Source organism: Lysinibacillus sphaericus, from assembly GCF_005217585.1.
GTDB lineage: Bacteria > Bacillota > Bacilli > Bacillales_A > Planococcaceae > Lysinibacillus > Lysinibacillus sphaericus.
This window is the reverse complement of sequence record NZ_SZPT01000001.1, coordinates 462,946-489,384: the sequence shown is the minus strand read 5'-3', so window position 1 is coordinate 489,384 and position 26,439 is coordinate 462,946. Positions and strand designations below refer to the sequence as shown.

Genomic DNA, 26,439 nt, shown 5'->3' with positions numbered 1-26,439 from the left:
TTTTTTACTCACCTTTCATCTCACCTCTCTCAGGATTCGGATATGGGCTAAAAAATTCAGGCCATAAAGTGCCAAATTTCAGCGCTTCCTTGGCAGTTTGAAATTGTGGTAGTCCAGGTGGTTGAAAGCCTATATACAATTGCGGAGGTGTTGAATAACTTTTGACTTCAATCGGTTTACAAGGGTCGAATGGACTGATATAAGGCCGCCAATATTTAAATTGCGTAAACATAAAATCCTCCTTTCAAAACGCATTTACGTCATTCGAGTATATGAGAAGGAAAAATCAATTATTCTATAGACAAGTTAGCGTAATATAGATGGTTGATTGGAAGTACGGTCTTTAGTGGTAATTAAAAAAATAGTGTACCGGAGAAATCCCCCATACACTATTTTCTAAAGATCGCTATTAAATGATGTGAACATTAATAATTAGAATCTGCAATTAAGCCTTTCACAATCGCTACACCAGAGCTTGCCCCAATTCGGGTAGCACCTGCTTCGACCATTTTTTGCATATCTTCTAAACTGCGAACGCCACCAGAAGCTTTTACACCTAGCTCTGGACCAACTGTTTTGCGCATCAAGGCAATGTCCTCTGCTGTTGCTCCACCTGTAGAAAAACCTGTTGACGTTTTGACGAAATCTGCTCCAGCAGCCACTGAAAGTTCACATGCCTTTACTTTCTCTTCTTCGGTTAGTAGGCATGTTTCGATAATCACTTTAACAATCGCATTGCCTTTAGCCGCTTCCACCACTGCAGCAATATCTGATTGCACTAATTCAAAGTTTTGGTCTTTTAATGCCCCAATATTAATAACCATGTCCACTTCTTGTGCACCGTTAGCAATTGCATCTTTTGCCTCAAATACTTTTACAGCGGTTGTATTAGCACCTAACGGAAAACCAATAACGGTACAAACTAAAACATTTGAATTTTGTAATAGCTCGCTGCAATATTTTACCCAAGTTGGATTTACGCAAACCGATGCAAAGCCAAATTCTTTAGCCTCAGCACATAACTTTTCAATTTGCTCTTTCGTTGCCTCCGCCTTTAATAACGTGTGATCAATCATACTTGCATAATTTGTTTTCATTTAACAAGCGCTCCTTCTAACTTAAGTTGTCCGTACCTCTTTGGAATGATAACATGTTTTCACGTTTCCGTCTAATAATCGTTACACGAGAGCCAGTCTAGCCAATAAAAATATGTGCTACAAACACTATAAATTATTAAATTTTATCATGCCCATACAAGCTCATTATTATGAAGTAAAAAGGATTGTCCATCTTCAACAGATAGACAATCCTTTATCAATTATTTTACCGTTTCTAGTAAACGTACAAACTGCCCTTTAGAATGTGGATAGCCTGCTTGTGTAATTTTGACTTTTACAAGTTGACCAATAAGGTTTTCAGGTCCTTCAAATACTACTTTTAAATAGTTATCAGTATAACCTGTTAATAAACCTTCTTCATCACTACCATCATGAACAAATTCCTCTGGGATTACTTCTAACACATCATTTTCAAAACGACAAGCATATTCCTTTGCTAGTTGGTCGTTTAAAGCGATTAAACGATGCACGCGCTCATTTTTAATGTCCTCATCCACTTGGTCTTCCATACGTGCTGCCGGCGTGCCTGTACGAGGTGAGAATGGGAAAACATGTAATTCAGAAAACTTATGGTCACGAATAAAGTTGTAGGTTTCCATAAATTCTTCTTCTGTCTCCCCTGGGAAACCAACAATTACATCGGAAGTAACAGCTAAATCTGGTAAAGCTTCATGTAATTTTGTTAAGCGCTCACCGAAAAATGCCATCGTATATTTTCGACGCATACGTTTTAAAACCGTATCCGAACCAGATTGAATTGGAATGTGTAAATGATTGACAACGATTTTTGAGTCACGTAAAACCTCAATGACTTCATCTGTTAGTTGGCTTGCTTCAATAGAAGAAATACGTAAACGTTTTAATCCTTTTACATTCGCTTCTAAATCACGTAACAACTGTGCAAGATTATAGTCTTTTAAGTCTTGACCATAACCCCCTGTATGAATACCTGTTAGTACAATTTCGAGATAACCAGCATCTACTAACTGCTGTGCTTGTTTGACAACTTCTTGTGGATCACGAGAGCGCATTAAACCACGCGCCCAAGGAATAATACAAAATGTACAGAAGTTATTGCAACCCTCTTGGATTTTTAACGATGCACGTGTTCGGTCTGTAAATGCCGGTACATCTAACTCTTCATATACACGGTTTTTCATAATGTTGCGTACAGCATTAATCGGTTGACGCTCATTACGATATTGTTCAATATAGCCTAGTAATTTTGTACGGTCCTGTGTCCCTACCACAATATCAACACCAGGAATAGCCATAATTTCTGCTGGCGATGTTTGCGCATAACAGCCTGTTACACAAATAACAGCATCCGGATTTTGACGGACAGCTCTGCGAATAACTTGACGTGATTTTTTATCACCCGTATTTGTTACTGTACATGTATTAATCACATAAACGTCCGCTTTATGATCAAACTCCGTACGTTCATAGCCTTCTTCTTTAAACAGTTGCCAAATAGCTTCTGTTTCATAATGATTTACTTTACAACCTAGCGTATATAGAGATACGGTTTTTGGAGGCGCGTAACTCATAATTAATTTCATCCTTTCAACATCACATAACATTGTGTTTCGTATTTATAAGTATTTTTTTGTGTTCTTATTTTAGATACGAGAACTATAATAACACAAACCTTTTAAAATCAGTACTTATTAGATTTTTTTATAAAATAACTAAGCATAACAAATAGCTACTGCCGAACTTTAACACGCTCTGCTATCAATTATCTCAATATAATATCACCTTTGAAAACGAAACCTTCTATCAGTAATTGCCATCCTTTTTTATCATTTAATTGTTTTTTATTGTCATATTATAAAATACATTTCTTTTTTCCAATATAGCAACAAAGCTGGTGAAATGATATACTTTCAATGTAATTGTATGATTACATAACTAATAGTGCCCTTAAACGGTTTACAAAAAACGGAGGAATTAGTATGAACATTCTTGAAGCATTATCTCTTTCAGTACCCTATATTCACTTAGCATTAAAAGAAGAAGCAATAGTAGCGGTTATTGATAAAGAAACTGAAACTGTTGTAAAATGTTTAGCTGGTAAACGCATCGATGTAGGTTATCAAGACGGGCACAAAGTAAACGCTAACGATGAGAATATTTACACTGCTTTAAAAGGGCAAAATTCAGATATCATTATCCCAGAAGATGTTTACGGAATTTTCATTTATGCATTTGCTTTTCCAATTCGTGAACATGGTAAAGTTGTGGGAGCACTTGCTTTTGGTTTACCAATCGACAACAAACTTAAACTTGAAGAATATATGAATAAAATGGAAGCTATTATTAACAGTTTACAAGATAAAGTACATAACGTAGCTTCTCATTCTGAGGAGCTAGCAGCCACTAGTGACGAAATTAACACGCAAGCACAGCACGCACTAGATGATGCTAAAAAAACACACGAAGTAACCAATTTAATAAAAAGCATCTCGCGTCAAACAAATTTACTTGGCTTAAATGCATCGATTGAAGCAGCTCGTGCTGGTCAACATGGCGCTGGTTTTAATATTGTGGCACAAGAAGTAAGAAAACTTTCTTCTGAAACATCGAACGCGACAGAAAGTATTGAAACGTCATTACGAAATATTAATAGTAGCCTTGAAAATCTGAAACAAAACATGGGGCAAATTAATGGTGCAACAAATGAACAGGCTCAACTAGTTCAAGATTTCAGCGAGATTATTGGTGAATTAACAGTATTAAGTAGCAAGATGAAAGTTTTTATGCAAGAAGCCTTAAAATAAATAAACTGCTCTAACAGGCAACTTTCAAGCACTGTAATCGCTCCAATTGTTAGATAAAGCTAACAATTGGGCTTTTTTATTCCTGTAATCCTTTGACATTAACCAATCTATTTTTTCAAAAACTTTCCCCTTCTCAGCACTACTTTAAAATTTGCTACTACGGTAAATTCGCTCGATTGCATCATGCTTTTCTTATCTAGCAGTAATTCCCTACAACCGTTGGACGGCAATCGCACTAAAAAACTGCCACCTGCATGTGCAGACAGCAGCTTTCTTAAAACGCGCTTTACAAAGGGATTTACACACTGGTAAAATGCTTTACTCCGTGACAGTTCCACTTGCAAAAAATAGCAATACCACAAGGCTAAACCGCAGTTTTATTCAAATTCATATGATATTGCAGATAATGCATAAAGAGGCGCCGTTTCTGCTCGTAAAATTCTTGGTCCTAGAGACATTGTTTGGGCACCTGCTTGCATTAACATTTCAGCTTCCTTACGCGCAATCCCACCTTCTGGTCCAAAGACGATAAGGATGGATTTTGCTTGCTTGTCAACCATGGTTTTTAGCTTATCTGCAAACCTTGTTCGTTTTTCGGCTTTGGCATCCTCTTCATCTGCAATAAAAACCGCATCGAAATCTCCAATTTGTGACACAAGCTGCTTAAAGTGAATCGGTTCATAGATTTTGGGAATATGTGTGCGATGTGATTGTTCCGCTGCCTCTTTTGCAATTTTTTGCAAGCGCTCTTGTTTTTTCGCACCCTTTTTCACATCCCATTTCACAATGGAACGTTCCGCTTCAAATGGTAATAAAGCATACATGCCTAGCTCCGTTGCCTTTTGCGTGATAAGCTCTAGTTTATCGCCTTTAGGCAACCCACACGCCACTGTTACACGCACTGGTAGTTCAGGGGATGGAATGGTTTGTCCCGTCGCTTGCACTAAGACATCCTCATCTTCAAAGGCCGTAATCGTACAAATATAAGCTGTGTCTTGTGCCACAACGATGATTTCAGCACCTTCTTTCATCCGCATAACACGCATAATATGACGGGCATCTTCACCTGTAATGCGCGCTTCATGAATGGCCGTCTCAATAAAATAGCGTTGCATACTGCTCACTCCTCTCAATAGAAGAAGCGCCAAATCGTCAGCACTCGGCTCACAATTTGCGCTTCCTCGGTTCATTTATAGTGGACGACGGGCGATAATCGCTACCCAATCTTCCATTAATAATACTTCTTCAATAACAAAGCCAGAAGCTTCTAGTGCTGCTTTTACATCATCTCGTTTCGCTCCGATGATGCCTGAAGTGACGTATAATCCACCCGGTTTGACAATCGTAAATGCATCGTCAGTAAAGGACATTATGATTTCCGCTAAAATATTGGCAACAACAACATCTGCTGGCTCCTTGACAGTATCCAATAGGTTACCATGGAAAACTTGCACTGTATCGCTTACTTTGTTCAACGCAACATTTTCTTTAGCAGAACGTACAGCAACTTCGTCTAAATCAAGGGCATGCACACTTTTTGCACCTAGCATTGCAGCACCAATGGACAGAACCCCTGAACCTGTGCCAATGTCAACAACCGTGTCGCCTTCTTTCACGACCTTTTCCAGCCCTTGTAAGCACATTACTGTCGTTGGATGTGTTCCTGTTCCAAATGCCATGCCAGGATCTAACTCAATGATTAACTCATCCGTTGAAACGGGTGAATAGTCTTCCCATGTCGGTACAATTGTAAAGCGTTCCGAAATTTTAACAGGGTGATAATATTGCTTCCACGCTGTTGCCCAATCTTCCTCGTTCACTTCTACAATCGAAACAACATTTTCGCCAATATCAATGTTAAATTTCGTTAAATTTGTAATGGCCGCCTTAATCTCTTCGACTGTTTCATTTAAAAAGCTAGACTCTGATAAGTAAGCTTTAACGATGACTCCCTCTTTTGGAAAATCATCTTCATTTAGCGCATAAATTTCTCCATACTGATCTTCCCGTGGCTTCGCATATTCAGCTGAATCTTCAATAACAACACCGCTAGCCCCTGCTTCATGCAAAATGTTTGAAATTGCTTCCACCGCTTCATTTTTTGTATGAATGGATAATTCTGACCACTTCACGTAGCTCTTCAGCTCCTCTAATTATTCACCTTGGAATTTTTTCTTGATTTTATCAAATAGTGAGCTTCCTTGTTCTTCTGGAATATCACCACTGATTTCTGCAAATTCACGTAGTAATTGTTTTTGTTTCTCTGTTAGTTTTTCTGGTGTGACAACTTTAACTGTGACATATTGGTTACCTGTTCCATACCCATGCACATTTTTAACGCCTTTATCTTTCAAGCGGAATTGAGCACCTGATTGTGTGCCTGCAGGAATACGTAATTTTACTTTTCCATGCACAGTTGGTACCTCAATTTCATCACCTAGTGCTGCTTGAGGGAATGTTAATTTTAATTCGTAGTAGATATCATCTCCATCACGTTCAAATTCATTGTGCCCTTGAACACGGAACATAATGTATAGGTCACCAGCTGGACCGCCATTAATACCTGGTTCACCCTGACCCGACACACGAATTTGTTGACCGTCATCTACACCTGCTGGAATAGACACTTTGATTGTTTTACGTTTTTGAATTTTCCCTTCTCCACGACAAGTTGAACATTTTTCTTTAATGATTTTACCTGTTCCTTGACATGTTGAACAAGTACGACGATTCATCATGCGACCAAAAGGTGTATCGACTGCTTGGTTAATTTGCCCAGCACCTTTACATGTCGAACATGTTTCTGGTGATGTCCCTGGTTTTGCTCCAGAGCCATGACAAGTATCACATGTTTCATCTTTTGGAATCTCGATTTCTGTTTCTTTCCCGAAAATCGCTTCCTCAAATTTAATATTCATGCGATATTGCAAATCATCACCTTTGCGTGGTGCATTCGGATCTTGACGTCGTCCACCGCCACCAAAGAATGAACTGAAAATATCCTCGAAGCCGCCAAAGCCGCCGCCTCCGAAGCCACCGCCGCCAAAGCCTGCGTTAGGATCTTCGTGGCCAAATTGGTCATAGCGCGCTTTTTTCTGATCGTCACTTAGAACTTCGTAAGCCTCAGCAATTTCTTTGAATTTTTCATCTGCACCTGGCTCTTTATTTAAGTCAGGATGGTATTGCTTTGATAATTTACGATATGCTTTTTTAATATCATCTTTAGAAGCCGATTTCGTTAAACCAAGCACCTCGTAGTAATCGCGTTTCTCCATGATTCACACTCCGCTCTTTTTGCATAAAATCTATTGTAACATGCAGTTTAAAAAACTGCTTTAATTTTCGCCATAATTTTCTCATTACTATCATTGTATCTATGATATCTCTAGCATTATAGAAATGTAACTGACATGCCCATTCTTTTTTCTATAAAGAATAGAAAGAGAAAAGCCAAAGCCGCAAGCGGTCTTTGGCTTCTTCACTTTACTGTGCTGTTGATATCTTATTTATCGTCTTTTACTTCTTCAAAGTCAGCATCAACGATACCATCGTCTTTTTTGTCAGTTCCAGCCTCTGGACCTGCTTCGCCACCTTGAGCCGCTTGAGCCGCTGCTGCAGCTTGTTCGTAAACTTTCATTACTAGAGGCTGTAATACGCCTTCTAATTTTTCTTTCGCTGATTTAATACCTTCTAATTCACCAGCTTCAAGCGCTTTTTTAAGCTCATCACGAGCATCTTCTACAGATTTTTTCTCATCTTCTGTAATTTGCTCACCTAAATCAGCAATTGTTTTGTCAACTTGGAACACTAATTGGTCTGCTTCGTTGCGAAGATCAGCTTCTTCTTTACGTTTTGCATCCGCTTCTGCATTTGCTTCAGCATCTTTTACCATGCGTTCGATTTCTTCATCTGATAAACCAGAATCAGATTGGATAACGATTGTTTGTTCTTTATTTGTACCTAAATCTTTCGCTTTAACAGACACGATACCATTTTTGTCAATATCAAATGTTACTTCGATTTGTGGAATACCACGTGGAGCTGGTGGGATATCCGCTAATTGGAAGCGACCTAATGTTTTGTTATCCGCTGCCATTGAACGCTCACCTTGCAATACGTGAATATCTACTGCTGGTTGGTTATCTGCTGCAGTTGAGAATACTTGTGATTTAGATGTTGGAATTGTTGTGTTACGATCGATTAATTTTGTGAACACGCCACCCATTGTTTCAATACCTAAAGAAAGTGGTGTTACGTCAAGAAGTACTACGTCTTTCACATCACCTGTTAATACGCCACCTTGAACTGCAGCACCCATTGCTACTACTTCATCAGGGTTTACACCACGGTGAGGCTCTTTACCAGTTTCTTTACGTACAGCTTCTTGTACGGCAGGAATACGAGTAGAACCACCAACTAAAATTACTTGGTCAATTTCTGAAGTAGATAGACCTGCATCAGATAATGCTTGACGTACTGGACCTACTGTACGATTTACTAATGGTAATGTAATCTCATCGAATTTCGCACGAGTTAAAGAGATTTCTAAGTGTAATGGACCTGCTTCACCAGCCGTAATGAATGGTAATGAAATTTGTGTAGACGTTACACCTGATAAATCTTTTTTCGCTTTTTCAGCAGCGTCTTTTAGACGTTGCATAGCCATTTTGTCTTTAGAAAGGTCAATGCCATTTTCTTTTTTAAATTCGGCAACTAGATATTCGATTACTGCGTCATCGAAATCGTCCCCACCAAGTTTGTTATCACCAGCTGTAGCTAATACTTCGAATACACCGTCACCTAATTCAAGGATTGATACGTCGAATGTACCACCACCAAGGTCAAATACTAATACTTTTTGGTCTACATCTTGTTTATCTAAACCGTAAGCAAGTGCAGCAGCTGTTGGCTCATTAATGATACGTTCTACTTCAAGACCAGCAATTTTACCAGCGTCTTTTGTAGCTTGACGTTGTGCATCGTTAAAGTAAGCAGGTACAGTAATAACTGCTTTCGTTACTTTTTCACCTAAGTAATCTTCTGCATAGCCTTTTAAGTATTGAAGAATCATTGCTGAAACTTCTTGTGGTGTGTATTCTTTATCCTCCACTTTTACTTTTTCAGCTGTACCCATTTTAGATTTAATTGAAATAATCGTATTTGGATTTGTTACTGATTGGCGTTTTGCTACTTCCCCAACTTGTTTTTCACCATTTTTGAATGCTACTACAGATGGAGTCGTACGGTTTCCTTCTGGGTTTGGAATAACTTTTGGCTCTCCGCCTTCAAGTACAGATACACAAGAGTTTGTTGTTCCTAAGTCAATACCGATAATTTTGCTCATAGTAAAATTTCCTCCTATTATTAAAACGCAAATGCGTTAATTAACTAATTATTTTTTCAAATAGTACGATGACTATTCGTTTACAGATACCATAGTTGGGCGTAATACGCGATCTTTTAAAATATACCCTTTTTGAAGCTCACGTAATACAACACCTTGTTCTTTTTCACTATCTTGTTCTTGCATAACAGCTTGGTGAACATTTGGATCAAATTGCTCTCCTTCAGCTTTTATCACTTGTAAGCCTTCTTTTTCAGTTGCTTCTACTAGTGATCGGTAGACCATTTCAATACCTTTTACAATTGAGACTGCTTCTTCAGAAGTTGGCTCTATTTGTAAAGCACGTTCGAAATTATCTAATACCGGCAATAAATCCGATAACAGACTTTGTGCACGATATTTTTCAGCCGCCTCACGATCAAGTTGTGTACGGCGACGTAAATTGTCAAAGTCAGCACGCAGGCGTAGATGGCGATTTTCCTCATCATCTAGCTTTGCTTGTAATTCTGCTAGTTTCGCTTCATACTGCTCTTCAATCGTTAGTTCTTTCACTTCTTCTGGCGTTTCTGTTTGTTCTACAGTTGCCTCATTTTCAGCTTGTACATTTTCTTGTACAAGGTCTTTGTTTTCTGTTGTTTCAGTCACTTAAATCCTCCTCATTATCATTCACTACGATTCTTCGTAAAGGCTTGAGATAAGTCCATGCGCATTACTTCAAGCAAAGCAACAACACGCTTGTAATCCATACGCGTTGGACCAATAATTGCAATGGCCCCCTGTTGATCCTCACCTATTGAATAAGTCGTCGTGATGACACTACAGTTTTCCATTTCTAACTGCTGATTTTCCGAGCCTATACGAATATGAATACCCGATTCGTTCGGATGGAAAAGCGACTGCACTTGGCTAGTCGTTTCCATTAAGTCCAAAATCATTCGGACTTTATTTAAATCGTGGAATTCCGGTTGGTTGAACATATTTGTTTTACCACCATAGAAAATTTTACTTTCCGAATTTTGCATCGTAGCTGAAACGAGCGAATGGATAAAATCATCCGCCGATCGAACATGTTGCTGCAAGATAGCCAGAATTTCAATTTCCAGCTTTTTATGGATTTCATCTAACGAAACACCGACTAAGCGCTCATTTAAAATGTTCACCATTTTTTCTAGTTCAGCAGCGGTAAAATTAGGTGGTAAACTAAACATGCGGTTCTCAACATGTCCGTTATTCGTTACGATAATCGCTACTGCCGCGTCGCTTGAGAGTGGCACGATAGAAAAACGCTTTACTCGATGTCTTTGGACATCTGGTCCTAAAAGAATCGATGTATACGATGTCAGCTCAGATAAAATATTCGCTGATTTTCGGATAATGTGCTCTACTTCTACTAGACGTTCGTTGAAAATCGATTGAATTTGCTGAATATCCCATGAATTAATGCCCTGTGGATTCAACAAATGATCTACATAAAATCTATACCCCTTTTCCGAAGGCACTCGACCAGAGGACGTATGGGTTTTTTCTAAGAACCCTAATTCCTCTAAATCCGCCATTTCGTTTCTAATAGTGGCTGGACTAAATGTAATCTCTTGTTTTTTTGAGATTTGGCGAGAACCTACCGGCTGTGCAGACATAATGAAATCGTCTACGATTACTTGCAATATCTGTAATTGCCGATTTGTTAGCATGATCATCACCTCTGTTAGCACTCAACTAAGAGGAGTGCTAATACTATTATTAAGTTATCAAATCCCACATTTTATGTCAACGATATCGCTCAATCTTCTAGCAAAAATTGTTGAAAAACTTCATTCCCGACAAATCGTCCCTTGCGTGTAAGCCGAATGCCTACAGCATCGTGTGCCAAAAGCCCTTCTGATACTAGCTTATCAATGACATGTCCATAACGGTCCATCATTGACTCATTAAATCTTTCTTCATATATATTGTGTGTAATTCCATCCGTTTTACGCAGCCCTAAAAACATTTGTTCTTCGCGTTGTTCAGTTGCTGTTACAACATGCTCCTGCATGATAGGTAAGTCCCCCGCATTTACAGCATCCATATATTTTTTTAAAGGACCATAATTTGAATAACGCGTGCCATTCATATAGCCATGTGCACCTGCGCCAAAACCAGCATATTCATCATTTTCCCAATAAATTTTATTGTGCGTTGAAGTAAAGCCTGCTTTCGCAAAATTGCTGATTTCATATTGCAAATAACCATGCAATTTCATTTCTTGCATTAGCACTTCATACATATCCGCTTCTAAATCTTCCGTTGGTAAGCTCAGTTTCCCTTTCGCATATTGATTATAAAAAATTGTTTTTGGTTCTACGATAAGAGAGTAAGCTGAGAAATGTGGTAGCTCAAGCGCAAACGCTTTATCTAGTGAATCTTTCCATTGCGCCATCGTTTGACCAGGCAAACCATACATTAAATCGATGCTTATATTTTGGAAACCGACCTTTTTAGCGAGTGCAATTGTATCGTAGACGTGCTTATTGCTATGTGTGCGACCAATTTTTTTCAATAATTCTTGGTTAAATGATTGAACGCCCATACTTAAACGATTGACGCCTCCATCAAACAAGGCATGCATTTTCGCCTCTGATAATTCATCTGGATTCGCCTCTGATGTAAATTCTGTCACACGATCCATTGGAATATACGTGCGAATCTTGTTGAGCAATCTCGTCAATTGTTCTGGAGATAAAGCAGTCGGTGTTCCACCGCCAAGAAATATCGTTTCAATTTGTTGAAAATGTTGCGGATATTTTTCCGTAGCAAGCGCCATCTCCTTGCCAAGTGATTCTATATATTCATCCACAGGTTGATTTTTAAAGTAAAATTTGTTGAAATCGCAATAATTGCAAATTTGATGACAAAAAGGAATATGAATGTAAACACCTCGTGCCATAGCTATCCCTTCTTTCTTGTTGAGTTTTTCCATTTCTTCATTATAAACAAACGAAATAAAGAACGCTATGAATCCATCCAGATATTTAAAAGAACTGTAAAAACATTGTTTTATAAAAGTGAACTCTCATAACGTCTTTGCAAAAATTAAAAAGCAAAAACTAGTATCAAGATACGTACGCAATATATTTTATATAGAAGATAGAACATGACAATTCAGCTAACATGATGACACACCGCTCGCGGAACCTACCTTTGGAATGGAAAAGTTTCATTTGCTTCTACAATAAGGAACACTTTATCTAAAAAAAAAATCAAAACTACCATCATCATGAGTAGTTTTGATTTTTTTATGTTTGCTCTTAATAACATAGCAATCCCACTATTATGCCAAGCACGACCAGTATATAAGGCGGGACTGCCCAGCGCAAGGATAGCAACAAAAATATAGCCGCTAAAAGAATATCTAATCCACTTAGAATTGTTTGGGTCACAATTGGATGGATAAAAGCACTAGCTAAAATCCCAACAACCGCAGCATTAGCACCAGCCATTGCACCTTTTAAAGCCACATGCCTGCTCATAGTGAGCCAAAAAGGCATTGCCCCAACAATTAAAAGAAATGCAGGTAGGAAAATTGCAATCGTTGCAACCACTGCTCCTGGCACGCCAGCAATGACCATCCCAATATAAGAAGCAAATGTGAACAATGGACCTGGAACTGCCTGTGTAAGACCATAGCCTGCTATAAAGTCAGATGCGCTCATTAACCCACTTTGCACAAACTGCGTTTCGAGTAACGGTAATACTACATGGCCGCCACCAAATACGAGGGCACCTGCTAGATAACATTTTTCTATAATTGTTAATAAGTCATCTTTTACAAATGAATTAGCTATTGGTAATGCAATCATTAACATAGCAAATAATGCTAAAAGTAAACCACCTGTTGTTTTAGATATAGGTAAGTTTTTTTGCGCGGTATCATCTACACCGTTCGTTTGCTTAAACAGCCGTGCACCTATTGAAGCTGCCAATGCGATGACAGTAACTTGTGCAAATGGATTTCCCCAAAATTGGAGCGTTAAAAGCGCCAAAATTGCTATTATCAAGTGCACTACGCTAGGAATTAACTTTTTGGACATATCCCAAATGGCTTGTGCCACGATGGCAACAGCAACCAATTTCAAGCCTTGAATCCATCCCATATCTATCTCTAGATGCGAGTAAAAATAGGCAAATAGAGTTAATAGTAATACAGATGGTAACGTAAACCCAAGAAAGGAGGCTAAGCTTCCCAACAGTCCACCACGTAGTAAACCAATGCCCATTCCTACCTGACTGGATGCAGGCCCAGGGAGAAATTGACTAAGTGCCACTAAGTTACTGTACTCTTTATCTGATAACCATTTTCTTTTTTGCACGTATTCAATTTGAAAAAAACCTAAATGCGCTGTTGGACCCCCAAAAGACGTACAGCCTAATTTAAAGGAAATAAGAAAAATCTCTAACAACTTTGGCAAACTGTTCACTACTTTCCATGTGATATACAATCATATTACACGGAGAATATCTTATAATAGATTAAGATATTGTAAAATTTACTTAAAGCATCGAATATTCATTTCTCGCGTATTTTGATAGCTGGGCCACTTTTAACATCACTTGCAGTAACAGGAATCAGTTTATATGTCTTATCTGTTAGATAGCGTGCATCGAAGCGAATCCCCCACTTTGTATGTTCTTCATTTAATGTATAAGAAGAATCTTGACGCCATGTTTTGCCTGATTGCGATACAATATTAAAATTTAACGATTCATTTGTAGTTTCTTGTGTCTCAACGTATACTGTAGTTGAAATCGGTGTAGATACAACTTTTTCTACCTTAATTTCCTGACCATCACTAAGCTTAATGGTTTTATTAACCGCAATTACTTTTCGATCCGCTTGCAGTTGCTTTTGAGATGCTTCTACCTTAAATGCCCAAGGCTCAGGAATGGGCTTTTCCCAATTCCAATCGTTATAGAGGATATTCAGCTGCAACAGTTCATCTTGAGGTAAATCACGCATTTTAACACTGCTATATATTGTATAAGTATTTTCTGATTGGGCAATGGTCTGACCACCATTTCGAACGGTATAATTTTGACCGTTCACGAGTACTTGCGGAAAGAAAAAAATTTGATAGTCGAAATTTACATCTTTCGCCGGTTCAAAAGTTGCATTTAACAATAGTTGATTATCATCAACCATCACCTCGTTTAAAGTCAATCTCCCAAAATCATTTTCTGTTGATTGACCAACAAGTGTTTTATAAGCTGCAAAATCCGACTGATTATCATTAAAAATAGAAGAGACAACGCGGCTACCTACCATTAATAAACCGGCAACAAATAAAATACTTACTACAATGATTACCCATTTACGTTTTCCTTTTTTTTCGGGATACACTTCATGCACATGCGATTCAATTGACAAACAAACACCCCCAATCCCTTTAATCTATCAACGAGTACTTCCCTATGATTCATTGTAATAACGAGCTAGGCATTATATAACTAAATAAGTGCCAGTCACTTACACAATTTAATAAAAATCCACGTAGATTTCTGTGAACTACTTTGTACCCGCAGAAACCGAAGTGAATTGTTATACTTTAGGAAAACTGATTTTATCCCCTCTTCTTCAACCATAGCAACGTTTGTTGTAAGCCTTCCTGATAACTAGTCTGTGGCAACGTGCCAATCAAGCTTTCATACTTTGCCCCGCTCAAAATAACAGGCTCCTCTGTTAAATACATCATCTCCTTCATTTCCTTCATAAACGGAGAAAAGATTGCTAAAATACCAATCATTGCGTTGGAAACCGTTCGTACTTTCTTTTTATAACCCGTAATATCTCGAATTATCTCCAATAATTGTTCTCCTGTAATAGGATGCACAGCCGGCACATTCCAATTCTGATTATATGTGTCTGAGCGCAATGCCAATTCAACGATTGCTTTAGCTCCATCGACTGTATAGAGGAATTCTCTAGCCACTTGCATATGCCCAACGAAGTTTGCCTTTTTATTACTAATAACACTTTTTAATGTTTCATTTAGAATTGTATTTTCTGCATTGGGGCCATATAAATCAGGCATATGGACGATTAATGAAGGCACACTACTAGCCTTCAATTTATTTTCCATTGCTAATCGTATCTTCCCCTTTTTCGTATGAGGTTCTTTAATTGCCTCCTCTGTTACAATAGAAGATTGCCTACCATATGCGTAGATATTGTCCACTAGTGCAATCTTTGCTTGTTGCGTTTGTGCGACATTGATAATTGAATGGATACACTGAATATGTGTTTCTTCCCATTCTTGATAAGGGAAACTAATTGCATGAAACATAACATCAATCCCAACAGATGCCTTCCTTACATGCTCTTCATTAAAGACATCCCCAGGAAAAATCGACACATTCGAGTAACTTTCAAAAAGCGCTTGCAACTTCTCTTTCCCCCTAGCGAAAGCCACAACTTGTATGCCTCTAGCTGCTAATTCACTCACTATCGCAAAACCTATTCCACCTGAAGCACCCATGACTAATGCTTTTTTCATCATCTATTCCTCCTTTTAATTAACCACTGGTCAATAGATGTTAAAAGAAAACTCTAGATTCACTTTCACATCTAGAGCAACATTATTTAAGCCAATGCTTTAACGAGAAATTTAGCATGGACATCTACCGCCTCTTGCGCTTCATCATAGTTCATCACATAATGGTGATAATGTGAAACAAAACCGTGTAATGCAAGAAATGTTGAATGAATATCCGAAATGAACAATGTTTTTGCTGATAAAGCTTGAACCGATTGCGCAAATTTTTCATAGCTAAGATTAGCAGCCTCTTGCGATAATCCATCGATATGAAGATCTTTCGTCATAAACATCAATTCATATTGGCTTTGATAGTTTAATCCAAATTTCATAAAGCCAACAAAGACATCGTAAAGTTTGTTTTGATACTCTCCAGTTCCATTTACAATGTCATCTAACATTTGATTTATTTCAGTAAAATACTCACCTATAATGCAATAAAATAATTCCGCTTTATTTTTAAAATGATAGTAAATTGCTCCATGACTACATCCAAGTTCTTTCGCGATACTACGCATGGAAACTTGGTGAAAACCCTTTTCAATAAACTGTTTATGAGCTTCGTCAACAATCATCTTGAGTGTCAATTCTTGTGCTGATGGTTTACGTGGCGACATGGAATCCTCCTTCAACTGACCAGTGGTTAATTATTAGTATAGAATGTTTTCATTTATTTGGCAAACCTTAATTTTAATAGAAATCATTTTACGGTTCCTCTTCTAAACATTGTATTAAGCAAAACCTCTATTTTCTGACAGTGATTAAATGGTGCAATCCTGCACAGACAATAAATAAAGGATGCCAACACTACTTCGTCAGCGATCCTTCAATTTATTATTAAATTAAACTTTTTACTACTTTAGATATAACGGCACCTTCTGCTTGACCAGATAATAATGGTTTTGCAATCTTCATCGCTTCACCCATATTCATACCTTTACTAACGCCTGCTGCTAGTAATTTTTCAGCAATTTCCGCTTCGCTTAATTGCTTAGGAAGGAAGGTTTTTAATAACACTAATTTTGCTTCTTCTTTTTCGATTAAATCTGCACGGCCAGCATTTTGCGCGCCTTCTAATGCCTGATTCGTTTGTTTTACTTCACGATTAATAATGGCAATCTCCTCTGGTTGAGTTAGAGGTTCACCTTTTTCTTTCTCTGCTAAATCTAATGCTGATTTAACTAGTGTTAGCACACCTTTTGCTAAGACATCCTTTTCCTTCATTGCTGTTTTTAGTTGTTCAAATACTGCTATTTTTAACATCCAACTCACTCCTCTATCATTGCTAATTGTCAATGATTATTGCACATTGTGACGACCAAAACAAATTATTTTGCTTTCTTCAACATTTCCACATCGGCCTTTGTTTCTAATATGTCAAGTGTTAACACGTTCATCTTTGCATCTACTTTATCTATTTTTGCACTAAGATTTTGTTCTACTGAATCTAGTTTCGTTTCTAGCGAATTTAGTCTTGTTTCAACCGATCCTAATCTTATTTCTAGTGAATCTAGTCTCGTTTCAACCGACCCTAGTCTTGTTTCTAATGAATCTAGTCTCGTTTCAACTGAATCTAGTCTTTTGTCTAGCGCTTTGATTTGTTGTTGAATCTCTGTTTTCACGCCCTGCACTTGTGTAGAGAGCTCCAAAATAGCTTGAAGAATTGCATTTTGATTGATTTCAGGATTCATAATCGACTTCCTTTCTTCAAATTTATCTATTCGTTATTTATACACTCGTTATGTTCACTGATAAATGTTGCTAATCGACTAGAGTTATTCAAACTCTACTACACTATTCTATCTATGCTTTTTAATGAAGTCAAAACATCAAAAATTTCAATTTGTCAAGAATTCGTCTTGCAATTTCACTTCATAAAATCGCATTGCCTTCAAATCTCCTTGATATGAAAAAACCCCCTGCTTGATTAACGTTCGTAAACGATACTCAATCCACTCGTCTCCTGTAAATTGTTGCATATGTCCGTATACTTCACCTATTAAACGTGCCGCTTTCTTAAACGTTACGGTACCCTCTTCTTGATACATCCGCTTGGCACATTCAATAATAAAATCATCATCTCGATTTTCATGTAGGCTATGTAATAGCCCATCACATGTCCATGTTCGTAACAGATGGACTTTATCTGCTAATAAGCTTTTACCTTCCTTCATTAAGGCTTCCCTTGCTTCATTTTTTAGTTCATCCATAGCAAACTGTTCATAAAAATACAGGAGGTTTTCTTCATTCAATTCTCCTGAAGTTCGTGGATAATCCGCTATTTGTGGATGCATCTCCTTTTCATGAAAAGCCTTGTACGTATCAATGACTCGCACTGCATTCACTTTGCCTTCTAGCATGGCTAGTACAAGTCGTAATCCTGTTTGTTCATGTGCATTTTGGCATGTCCAAATAACGATTTTTTGATGTGGTAAAATATTGTTTATTTTCTCTATTGCAGTTTGCATACATTGTCGATAATGATTACGTTCATCCTCGTCCATATTGTACCGCTTGTTGAACCATTCAAGTCTCGCTTCTATTCCCGAAGCTTGATGTATATCTTTTACTGGCCCAATCGATAAATTATCTGGCCAAACAATAATATCCTCTGTCTTTTGATATTCTAACGTTCTAAATGCTGCTTTTAGACTTCCTGCTGGCGAATCACCAAAAACAATATGTATTGTCTGCGCTTTATCCATTTGTTCCTTATCTTCTGTCATATGTAGGAGTATTTGCTGCATGTCCTCTCTCGACTTTCCATTTAATAGAGATATGAAAAGCATTGACTTTGCTTCCGCTTCACTTAGTTGATTGATTCTTTCTTTTAATCGATTAACATCTTCCAACATTCCATTCAAATCCTCTCCACCATTCATTTTTCCAGTTACTATCATAACAGCATTCCCATTTCTCTTATCATAGCGCAATTCATGTTTTTTCTAAAATGTTCAACAACGCAAATAATTGACCTTACCCTCCACTTCTCTTTAAAACAACTAAAACTTTAAATTTAACTAAACTGATTACTTTTTTCTATTAATCGAACCATTCTTTCTATCAGAAAATGTATTGCTCATAAGGATTTATCATGCTAAGATGCCAATAATTCCTACAAAACTAATTTGTTAAGTAGGTAAAACAAAGGGGATGATGATATGGGTCAAATTATTGCCAATACCATAAAGCAGTCGATAATCGATTTAATAGGGCATACACCACTATTAGCGTTAAATCAGTATACGAAAGAACTACAACTTGAAGCGGAAATTATTGCGAAGCTAGAATATTTTAATCCTGCGAATAGTGTAAAAGATCGTATTGCTAAAGCGATGATTGAGGATGCTGAAGCACGTGGAGTTTTAACAAAGGACAAAACGATTATTGAAACAACAAGTGGGAATACTGGTATTGGGCTTGCAGCTATCGCAGCAGCAAAGGGCTATAAGTTACGTATCTACATGCAAGATGGTGTAAGCGAAGAACGAACAAAGGTTGTGAAAGCATATGGAACCGAGGTTGTGCCATTTTCCGATGTACCAGAGATGGTAGCGGCATTTGAAGAAACTGATGGCGATTTTGTTGAAACCATTAAAGTATTTAGAGAAACTGTCGTTGATAAGGATGAAAATGTCGTCTTTCTAAATCAACTGGATAATGAAGCCAATCCTAACATTCACGAACGCACTACTGGGCCAGAAATTTGGGAGGACACAGCAGGACAAATTGATATTTTTGTTGCTGCAATAGGTACAGGAGGCACCATTAGTGGTGTAGGTGCTTATTTAAAATCCAAAAATCCAGCCATACAAATTATAGGCGTAGAACCCGCTATTAATTCTATCGCTACAGTTGAACAGCCTGATATTATTGAAATTACAGGTGTGCATCGCTTTTCAGATGCACATGAAGCGCGCGTTCCGTCTAATGTTCATCTTGATCGGATTGATGAAGTGTTAGAAGTAGAAACAGATGAGGCCTATAAAGCTGCTCGCACTGTAGCGCAAACAGATGGTGTTTTAGTAGGTACATCCTCTGGTGCGGCATTGTTTGTTGCAACAACGCTTGCTAAACGTCCCGAAAACAAAGGAAAACGTATAGTCGTACTCTTTCCAGATACAGGATTGCGCTATTTATCTACCGATTTATTTTAACGATAAAACGAAGGATAGCCTTGTTATCTATCCTTCGTTTGTTCTGAAATAGCAAAATTGCCCTTAGCTGTCATAGATATCACAATCTCTTTATTTACCTCTATTTGAATAGGGCTGATAATCGCTTTACGCGTAGAGAAATACCAAAGACGTTCACTTGGACCAATTAATAGATGGGCACTCTCTTCGTAATTTCCCATAAAGGTTAGCGCATCTGGGCGAATATCTTCTCCCTTTAATGGTGTTATATCATATTCCTTTAAACGGTCTACGAGGTCTGCAATCGCATCTGTGGTTAAATTTATTTCTGCTATATTCAGTATATGTTGAATAGAAAATGTATCGGCATTAACGCTCGGATTGATTTGCTGCCGTGCTATCAACTCTACTACATTGTTCTCAGCATCATAAAAATAGCATGAATAGGCATCGATTGTTTTAAAATACACTTCATCGACTCCGTCCAAACTTAATACGTCTACACGCTCTTTTGCCCATTTTTTCGCTAACTGAAATAAATTACTAGGGATATTGAAGGCGAAATGATATTGCTTTGCAACAGAAGCCTCTATTTTTTCGAATCGAACTTTGCTCTCCCCAGCAGCTATGTCAAAAAAATGGGTCCCCTCATCTAATAATTCAAATCCTAATAAGGTACAGTAAAATTCCCTCATTTTATGTAAATCATACGCATAAAGTTTTATTTTAGAAATTTTCATAAATCACTCATCCCCTTAGCTTCTGATACCATTTACTGTACTAAATAACAGATGAATGTTCCTCATGCAAAAGAATGAAAATTTAGAAAATATACTTTAGGTTCCTATATAACCTTATATCGGCGTACGATCTCCGCTACTATTTGGCTGTGAAACAACTAAAAATTCCACATCCTCCTGTGAATCATTGCGCATTTGGTGTGGTTGAAATGGTGGTACTTCAACCCCTTCATGAGGCAATAATATAATCCGATCTTCGCCTATTTCCATTGTTGCTATACCTGATAGCACGAAAAAGAATTGTTGTGCTTGATGGTGGTAATGACAAACTTCCGTTGTATTGGCAGGCATCCGTTCATGAATAATACTTAATTCATTATTTTTAACTAAATGCCAGCCATCACATTGTTTACCCCAAATGTAATGCTCCGCATGTTCTTTACTAATTTTCAACTAAAACAACTCCCTGTTCAAATAGGCCATCTATTCTAATTTCCCTTTTAGAATCAGCCATTCTCGTTTGCGTGAATTTGGACTGCTATTGTACTTTTATTTTTTCAACAGTGGCAACATACATCGATTCTTTTTGTATTTTAATGTACTGATACTTGGTTTCCTTGCAGTACCCTTCACTCTTCAAATACTTTTTTAATTGCGATTTTTTAACAAAAACTTTTTCTGCTTCTTCATATTCTTGGTCATCTGTTTTTTTGGTAATAGCCATCATATAAAACTTCGTCACATTATTCCCCCTTTATTGCCATACTTTATCTAATTGATGTGCATAAAAATGAATCGCATTTTTATAACTAAGTATTTCCGCATCTCTTGTCGTATGTAGCAAGCATTCTAGTAAAAGCTCCATCGCCTTACTATGCTCGTCTAGATTATATAAAGTCATGGCATAAAAGACTTGTAATGCTTTATTAGTCGGAAATAAGTCAATTCCTTTTAAAAACGTCGATTGTGCTTTTTTATACTGTCCTAACGTTCTATATGTACTACCAAGCCCTATAAACGCACCCTCTAACTCTTTGCCTGATAGCCCTTGCTGAATTGCTTTTTCATAGTATGGTACCGCTTGAGACTCTTCTCCTAAAACATCAAAGCTCCAAGCACATTGATAGTTCACAAACGCATCATTCGGGTATTGTTCTACCATTTTTAACAACAAGTGATTTGATTCTTTCTTCTTTTCCTCATTACGTAATTGGATTGCCCTTGCAAGTTGTTGTTCGTACAATGTTATTAGCTCCTTTTAAACAATATGACACTTTTCTTAAGCCCCGTCATGCATCCCAAATTAAATTGTTAATTTCATTAAACTTCTAAATCGTTTTGCATTTTGACTGTCTGGTAAAAGACCACTTCTAGCATTCGATGTAAATGCTAGCCACTGCCAATCTTCACCACCAACAAATGCTAACCTAGACCATTTTTCCAGAAAATCAATAAAGTTGTCCGCTAATTTATAGCCATGTCCTTCCCCATCATCATGACTTAAATAAACAATAGAAGCATCAGCATTGTTATCAACGACATCAAATGCAATGTAGTCTCCATTGCCGACCTCGTAAAAAGCAAATGTTTGATGCCATACTTTATCGTAGTCATGTTGTGGATTTGAAAAAACTTCCTTAATCCACGCATTTTTAGAATTATTTATCTCGTTCAATAATTCTAAATCCCAGTGAAGCATTCCGCTAAAGATTCCGTCCAGTTCACCCTCCAATTGGTAATCATCTAGAAAACCCCAACGGAAGTAAAATGCTGATGAAAACTCCACAAGCACTTTTTTAAAACTTTCAGGAATTTGGAAACCTAATTGGTTCTCACAGTGCGCAATTTGTTGTAGCGTCGCAGGGGCACCAATATCTACTGTTGATACTTCTCCACCAATCGCAACTATTCGCTCCACTATATTCTGAACTCTCTGCTCAAATATACGATAATCCATGGCAATCCCCTCTCTCCTACAACCAAAATGTGTTACTTTCTTATTCTTTTATCATAATACACATACGGTATTTCGTCAGTTATATTTTTCCATTATTTCAGGATTCGTTGCACAATAAAAAATGACCAAGGTCACATCGTTTGCTTACTTGGTCATCTTATACCCGTATATTAACACGTTGTCTTTTTACACTTTTTAATTTGAAGACGACGCCAATAATTACATTTGTAACAAAAAGAAAATTAAATGGATAAAAAACTATCCACATTACATTGGCTTCTAAAGCAAGTTGTAATAGAATCCATAAAATCCAAATAACAATTTGACTTAATATCATTGGTATACTAAACCAATCTCTTATTTCCATATATCAACATCCTATTAATCTATTAAGATCACGACTCTCTTTTCGACTTTTTGTATTCTTTATAACTCAAATAAATGGAAATAATTATTAAAATAGCCATAAAAAAGTTAATGGTAGATTTGGCATCTGAAGATATTGATAAATATGATGCACTACAACTTATCACGGCTGCTATTATTGCTAAATAATATGGTCTTATTTCCATATAACTAGCCCCCTTACCAAGTACTGATTTTCATCAATGCTTGTAAATACGTTAATTCTTCATTATTAATAGACTTTAATAACGATATAATCGTATCATCAGTTAACGCTACATTTTTCGAAAAGGCATAATCTTTTAATAGTGCAATATAGCCTGATATTAAGGCTGTTGCCTGCGATGTACCAGTAGTTTTAATTATAGTCCCATCGGAATGGATTGTTGATATCTCGTGACCAGGTGCGTTAATCGTTGTTTGTTGCGAACCGCTTGTTAAATCAAGTACATTTCCTGAAGTATCTATCGCCCCAACTGAAATAACTTCATCTAAAATTGCAGGATACATCAATTCAGTATTTCCATAATCTCCTGAGGAAGCTACTACTGTAACACCTTTATTTACTGCTAATTTTATCGTTTCCGTAATATCTTTATCTTCAAAATGGCTAGCCATACTTAAATTAATAATAGAAGCATCTTTTTGGACAGCCAATTCAATTGCATTCTTGATAATTGTAGGTGCAACTGAATCAATTACGATACCTCTAGTCAGTATAACTTCACCCTATTAATTAAATGTAAAACCTAAAACTTCATTTGTGATGTCAATTTGAAAAGTAATATTATATAATATCAACAGCGTATAACTATAGCTAAACTATCCCCGAGTTAACAATAATTTATCATTGATAATGATTCTCACACAATAGTCAAATTACTTTATTTTTTAAGAAAATTTAGACATTTTTTTAATAATAATTTTAGGATTACATAAAAAAATATCATCTTTCCGATGGCTTTTATTTTTCTTTTTTAAATTCTACCCTCCCAATTTGGCAGCCTTTTTGATACGAATAGACAATAAAAACCACCCTAAATCGAGTGGCATTTATCCTAACCTATATAACTATTGTGCTTCTTTCTTGAAGTGTCCGCCCAATAATCCACTGCGCAACTATAAGATTTGGCACCCAACATAACCACGAAATAATAGGATAACTAATCATAAAATTTTCGAATCCAAATAATGCAGTAAATAATGGTAGCCAGATTCTTAAAGTCACTGCAGCAAAAGTTAATGAATAATTGCGTATCATCCATTTTTGGTGTTCATAAACATTATGTTTTTTAATGTTCGTAACCGCTTGATAGCCGGTAATGATCCAGAAAATAGCTAACAAACTAAAACCGAGCTGTGACACAAATCCGCCTGTAGCATAAAACGCTAAATAAAGACCTGCAATACTGCCGAATAAAATGCCTATCACATAGACCTTCCCTGCTATACGATGACACTTCCTATTTTTTTCTCTAAACTTTGAAGATAGCGTAAAGGGTCCTATTACTAAAGCCACTATACTAAATACAATATGGATATAAAGCAAGGTATACCAAAGCGAATCCAATGTATCCATAAACATCAGTTTCATGCGAACAAAGCCTGCCTGATGGCATCCATTATTAAATATTGAACTATGGAGTATCCAGCTATTCCAATAGCTAAGCAGCTAAATATTAACGTAATTTTTTTCATTTTACAGTCCCCTAAAAAATGATTTATCAAAATATATCGTGCTACATTCTTAATGTAACACGCCATTTTAGAAGATTTGTAATTCATACAGTAAGTGGTAACTTAATGTGTATAAGAGGTTTTAAATTGTGACTATCATTGCATTTAGCTATTGTAAAATAAAGTAATCTCCCCATAAAAAATATTCAATACATATAATATAGTCAACAATTAACGATGTCTGCTGGCATTACCCAATACAAATGTACATAAGCGAATCTTCTTTGGCGGAGATATATTTATTTCTTAATCTTTTTTTCAAACCAGCCAAATGCCACTTCTGCCTCGATATATTCATCATTGGGTGAAACTAAAAAAATAACAAATGACTCTCCTGATGGAAAAATAAATTTTCCATCTTCATCACTTACCAATGTACTTTGTGGTGGTACAATTCGTTTAAATACATTTACGCCTTGTTTTGGAAATCCACTTACAAGTTCAGCAAACTCAATTTTCACTTCGGGCTTTGGAAGTGGCGAAATGGCTTGATTTGCAGATGTTACGTTTTTAGAAATCATCGCATTTCCAGGAGGTATTGCATTAAACCAAATTTCAGCAACAAACGGTTGATTCGAATGATTTGTAATGGTAAACGCATTTACATATAAATCTACATTTGAATAATGCGGATTACTCAAGCTTCCCCAGGCATTCTTCCCTTTCCCTAAACAAATCGGTTCCGTTTGACCAACAAAATATCGTCCTTGTATGGATTGATACAATGGATTAGGAATATTAACAGCTTTAATAAAACGGTCATGATTTTTCATAAATACACACCACTCCTTTTTACACTGTATGTAGAGAGGATAAAAATGTGTATTCGAAAATTAAACTAATGCAACCTAATTTATTTCTCTAGTAACTACATTTCATGATTTTTCACTCGCAATATATAGGTGATAATTTACAAGATATAAAATGAATAGCTATATTGTATGTAAACACAGCCTTTTCTTCTAACTTTTGAATAAGTTAGCGTAAGGAGGTGATAAAACTTGAGTGAGAATAAAACTAGAAATACGAACACTGAAATCAATCAATTTTATAAAGCTGTGGAAGATTTAAATGATGCAGCAGGTGCATTTTTCCGCATTCCTGTTTTTTTTAGCCATCAAAACCTTTTTACTTTAGGATCAGCACAACCACCACTATCTAATGAGCAACGATTTATTATTCGGATGTTTAACGAAATTAAACAGGTGCTTCTTTTCCCAAGAACCATTCCGAATACAGACCAATATCCCAATACTACAATAGAGAATGTCCGGACAATAGTAAACTCTAGTTATGGAACAGCTGCGGCTCTATTAAAACCAACTCGGCGAACGGATCAACTTGAACCTTATTCGCCTTTCTTACAAATAGAACCATCCATGTCTCTACAACGCGGACTTCCTTTACTTCTTGTAAAACAAAGTACAATCAAAGCAGGTGGTATCTGGGGAGATGCAGGTCCACTTGCCCCTTATACCCCATTAATATGGTTTTCTGAAACGACAACTGTAGATGAATTTTTTGATAGTATAGCTTGGAAAGAAGCATTACAAAACTGGGCAGGGCAAGTACGAAGTGGCTATTTTATTCAAACAAACCCTGAATATAAATACACATGTGATTAATAGCTATTTTGCTACCATGCATATG

The 26,439-nt window shown here is 36.9% G+C and carries 28 protein-coding genes and 1 pseudogene; 3 read left to right on the top strand and 26 right to left on the bottom strand.

The genetic code is table 11. The annotated features are described in order from the left end of the window. Nucleotides 1-4: 4 nt before the first annotated feature. The 3 genes from FC748_RS02375 to mtaB all read right to left on the bottom strand — a co-directional run bounded on the left by FC748_RS02375 (nt 5) and on the right by mtaB (nt 2,668). On the bottom strand, nt 5-232 hold the full coding sequence (locus tag FC748_RS02375) for a spore coat associated protein CotJA (protein ID WP_108029802.1): 228 nt from the start codon (nt 230-232) through the stop codon (nt 5-7). 193 nt (nt 233-425) lie between these two features. Next, the gene (gene deoC / locus FC748_RS02370; RefSeq protein WP_024363044.1) at nt 426-1,097 is read right to left on the bottom strand and encodes a deoxyribose-phosphate aldolase; all 672 of its coding nucleotides are present in this window, start codon (nt 1,095-1,097) and stop codon (nt 426-428) included. A 221-nt stretch (nt 1,098-1,318) separates the two neighbouring features. Next, nucleotides 1,319-2,668: a tRNA (N(6)-L-threonylcarbamoyladenosine(37)-C(2))-methylthiotransferase MtaB gene (gene mtaB, locus FC748_RS02365; RefSeq protein WP_024363045.1), complete on the bottom strand. Its 1,350-nt coding sequence runs from the start codon at nt 2,666-2,668 to the stop codon at nt 1,319-1,321. A gap of 408 nt (nt 2,669-3,076) precedes the next feature. On the opposite strand from mtaB, the gene FC748_RS02360 reads away from it, so the two are divergent. Beyond that, nucleotides 3,077-3,901 carry a methyl-accepting chemotaxis protein gene (locus tag FC748_RS02360; protein WP_025220032.1) on the top strand — a complete coding sequence of 275 codons (825 nt, stop codon included), beginning with the start codon at nt 3,077-3,079 and terminating at the stop codon, nt 3,899-3,901. A 377-nt stretch (nt 3,902-4,278) separates the two neighbouring features. Here the strand turns inward: FC748_RS02360 and FC748_RS02355 are convergent, their stop codons facing one another. From FC748_RS02355 to FC748_RS02290, 14 genes are all read right to left on the bottom strand, one after another. Beyond that, nucleotides 4,279-5,016, bottom strand: a complete 738-nt coding sequence (locus FC748_RS02355) for a 16S rRNA (uracil(1498)-N(3))-methyltransferase (protein ID WP_025220033.1) — start codon at nt 5,014-5,016, stop codon at nt 4,279-4,281. A gap of 75 nt (nt 5,017-5,091) precedes the next feature. Further along, nucleotides 5,092-6,033: a 50S ribosomal protein L11 methyltransferase gene (gene prmA, locus FC748_RS02350; protein WP_024363048.1), complete on the bottom strand. Its 942-nt coding sequence runs from the start codon at nt 6,031-6,033 to the stop codon at nt 5,092-5,094. A 21-nt stretch (nt 6,034-6,054) separates the two neighbouring features. Next, nucleotides 6,055-7,176, bottom strand: a complete 1,122-nt coding sequence (dnaJ, locus tag FC748_RS02345) for a molecular chaperone DnaJ (protein ID WP_024363049.1) — start codon at nt 7,174-7,176, stop codon at nt 6,055-6,057. A 227-nt stretch (nt 7,177-7,403) separates the two neighbouring features. Further along, nucleotides 7,404-9,245, bottom strand: coding sequence for a molecular chaperone DnaK (gene dnaK, locus FC748_RS02340; RefSeq protein WP_025220034.1), 1,842 nt, complete (start codon nt 9,243-9,245; stop codon nt 7,404-7,406). A 72-nt stretch (nt 9,246-9,317) separates the two neighbouring features. Continuing rightward, complete coding sequence (grpE, locus tag FC748_RS02335) at nt 9,318-9,890, bottom strand: nucleotide exchange factor GrpE (RefSeq protein WP_024363051.1); 573 nt, start codon at nt 9,888-9,890, stop codon at nt 9,318-9,320. A gap of 17 nt (nt 9,891-9,907) precedes the next feature. Continuing rightward, nucleotides 9,908-10,936: a heat-inducible transcriptional repressor HrcA gene (gene hrcA / locus FC748_RS02330; RefSeq protein ID WP_108029803.1), complete on the bottom strand. Its 1,029-nt coding sequence runs from the start codon at nt 10,934-10,936 to the stop codon at nt 9,908-9,910. Between the two features lie 89 nt (nt 10,937-11,025). Beyond that, nucleotides 11,026-12,171 (bottom strand): radical SAM family heme chaperone HemW, encoded by a 1,146-nt coding sequence (hemW, locus tag FC748_RS02325; protein ID WP_108029804.1) that lies wholly within the window; start codon nt 12,169-12,171, stop codon nt 11,026-11,028. A 361-nt stretch (nt 12,172-12,532) separates the two neighbouring features. Further along, a complete protein-coding gene (chrA, locus tag FC748_RS02320; RefSeq protein ID WP_238600136.1) occupies nt 12,533-13,702 on the bottom strand; it encodes a chromate efflux transporter in 1,170 nt (389 codons plus the stop codon). A gap of 89 nt (nt 13,703-13,791) precedes the next feature. Continuing rightward, a complete protein-coding gene (locus FC748_RS02315) occupies nt 13,792-14,649 on the bottom strand; it encodes a DUF4179 domain-containing protein (protein ID WP_238600137.1) in 858 nt (285 codons plus the stop codon). Between the two features lie 193 nt (nt 14,650-14,842). Then, nucleotides 14,843-15,775 (bottom strand): SDR family NAD(P)-dependent oxidoreductase, encoded by a 933-nt coding sequence (locus FC748_RS02310; RefSeq protein ID WP_108029806.1) that lies wholly within the window; start codon nt 15,773-15,775, stop codon nt 14,843-14,845. 86 nt (nt 15,776-15,861) lie between these two features. Beyond that, nucleotides 15,862-16,431, bottom strand: a complete 570-nt coding sequence (locus FC748_RS02305) for a TetR/AcrR family transcriptional regulator (RefSeq protein WP_108029807.1) — start codon at nt 16,429-16,431, stop codon at nt 15,862-15,864. Between the two features lie 220 nt (nt 16,432-16,651). Continuing rightward, nucleotides 16,652-17,077 (bottom strand): GatB/YqeY domain-containing protein, encoded by a 426-nt coding sequence (locus FC748_RS02300; RefSeq protein ID WP_108029808.1) that lies wholly within the window; start codon nt 17,075-17,077, stop codon nt 16,652-16,654. 65 nt (nt 17,078-17,142) lie between these two features. Beyond that, the gene (locus tag FC748_RS02295; RefSeq protein WP_024363059.1) at nt 17,143-17,505 is read right to left on the bottom strand and encodes a DUF7310 family coiled-coil domain-containing protein; all 363 of its coding nucleotides are present in this window, start codon (nt 17,503-17,505) and stop codon (nt 17,143-17,145) included. Nucleotides 17,506-17,652: 147 nt separating this feature from the next. Then, the gene (locus FC748_RS02290; protein WP_238600138.1) at nt 17,653-18,714 is read right to left on the bottom strand and encodes a DUF1835 domain-containing protein; all 1,062 of its coding nucleotides are present in this window, start codon (nt 18,712-18,714) and stop codon (nt 17,653-17,655) included. A gap of 261 nt (nt 18,715-18,975) precedes the next feature. Between FC748_RS02290 and FC748_RS02285 the strand changes: the two genes are divergently transcribed. Further along, nucleotides 18,976-19,971: a PLP-dependent cysteine synthase family protein gene (locus tag FC748_RS02285; RefSeq protein WP_108029809.1), complete on the top strand. Its 996-nt coding sequence runs from the start codon at nt 18,976-18,978 to the stop codon at nt 19,969-19,971. A 23-nt stretch (nt 19,972-19,994) separates the two neighbouring features. On the opposite strand, the gene FC748_RS02280 is transcribed toward FC748_RS02285, so the two are convergent. The 9 genes and pseudogenes from FC748_RS02280 to FC748_RS02235 form a co-directional block, all read right to left on the bottom strand. Beyond that, nucleotides 19,995-20,690 carry a toxoflavin lyase-like VOC family protein gene (locus tag FC748_RS02280; protein ID WP_108029810.1) on the bottom strand — a complete coding sequence of 232 codons (696 nt, stop codon included), beginning with the start codon at nt 20,688-20,690 and terminating at the stop codon, nt 19,995-19,997. A gap of 114 nt (nt 20,691-20,804) precedes the next feature. Then, nucleotides 20,805-21,143: a cupin domain-containing protein gene (locus tag FC748_RS02275; protein WP_108029811.1), complete on the bottom strand. Its 339-nt coding sequence runs from the start codon at nt 21,141-21,143 to the stop codon at nt 20,805-20,807. A gap of 85 nt (nt 21,144-21,228) precedes the next feature. Continuing rightward, nucleotides 21,229-21,432 (bottom strand): hypothetical protein, encoded by a 204-nt coding sequence (locus FC748_RS02270; RefSeq protein WP_025220044.1) that lies wholly within the window; start codon nt 21,430-21,432, stop codon nt 21,229-21,231. Nucleotides 21,433-21,444: 12 nt separating this feature from the next. After that, a complete protein-coding gene (locus FC748_RS02265; RefSeq protein ID WP_025220045.1) occupies nt 21,445-21,933 on the bottom strand; it encodes a tetratricopeptide repeat protein in 489 nt (162 codons plus the stop codon). Between the two features lie 60 nt (nt 21,934-21,993). Next, nucleotides 21,994-22,647, bottom strand: coding sequence for an SMI1/KNR4 family protein (locus FC748_RS02260; RefSeq protein WP_108029812.1), 654 nt, complete (start codon nt 22,645-22,647; stop codon nt 21,994-21,996). Nucleotides 22,648-22,804: 157 nt separating this feature from the next. Next, nucleotides 22,805-23,014: a hypothetical protein gene (locus FC748_RS02255; protein WP_108029813.1), complete on the bottom strand. Its 210-nt coding sequence runs from the start codon at nt 23,012-23,014 to the stop codon at nt 22,805-22,807. Nucleotides 23,015-23,232: 218 nt separating this feature from the next. Next, nucleotides 23,233-23,727: a S8 family serine peptidase gene (locus FC748_RS02245; protein ID WP_274519742.1), complete on the bottom strand. Its 495-nt coding sequence runs from the start codon at nt 23,725-23,727 to the stop codon at nt 23,233-23,235. A gap of 388 nt (nt 23,728-24,115) precedes the next feature. After that, a pseudogene (locus tag FC748_RS02240) lies at nt 24,116-24,750 on the bottom strand (DUF2306 domain-containing protein). Nucleotides 24,751-25,028: 278 nt separating this feature from the next. After that, nucleotides 25,029-25,562 carry a DUF6143 family protein gene (locus tag FC748_RS02235; protein WP_024363068.1) on the bottom strand — a complete coding sequence of 178 codons (534 nt, stop codon included), beginning with the start codon at nt 25,560-25,562 and terminating at the stop codon, nt 25,029-25,031. Between the two features lie 228 nt (nt 25,563-25,790). On the opposite strand from FC748_RS02235, the gene FC748_RS02230 reads away from it, so the two are divergent. Then, nucleotides 25,791-26,414 (top strand): hypothetical protein, encoded by a 624-nt coding sequence (locus FC748_RS02230; protein WP_024363069.1) that lies wholly within the window; start codon nt 25,791-25,793, stop codon nt 26,412-26,414. Nucleotides 26,415-26,439 lie beyond the last annotated feature (25 nt).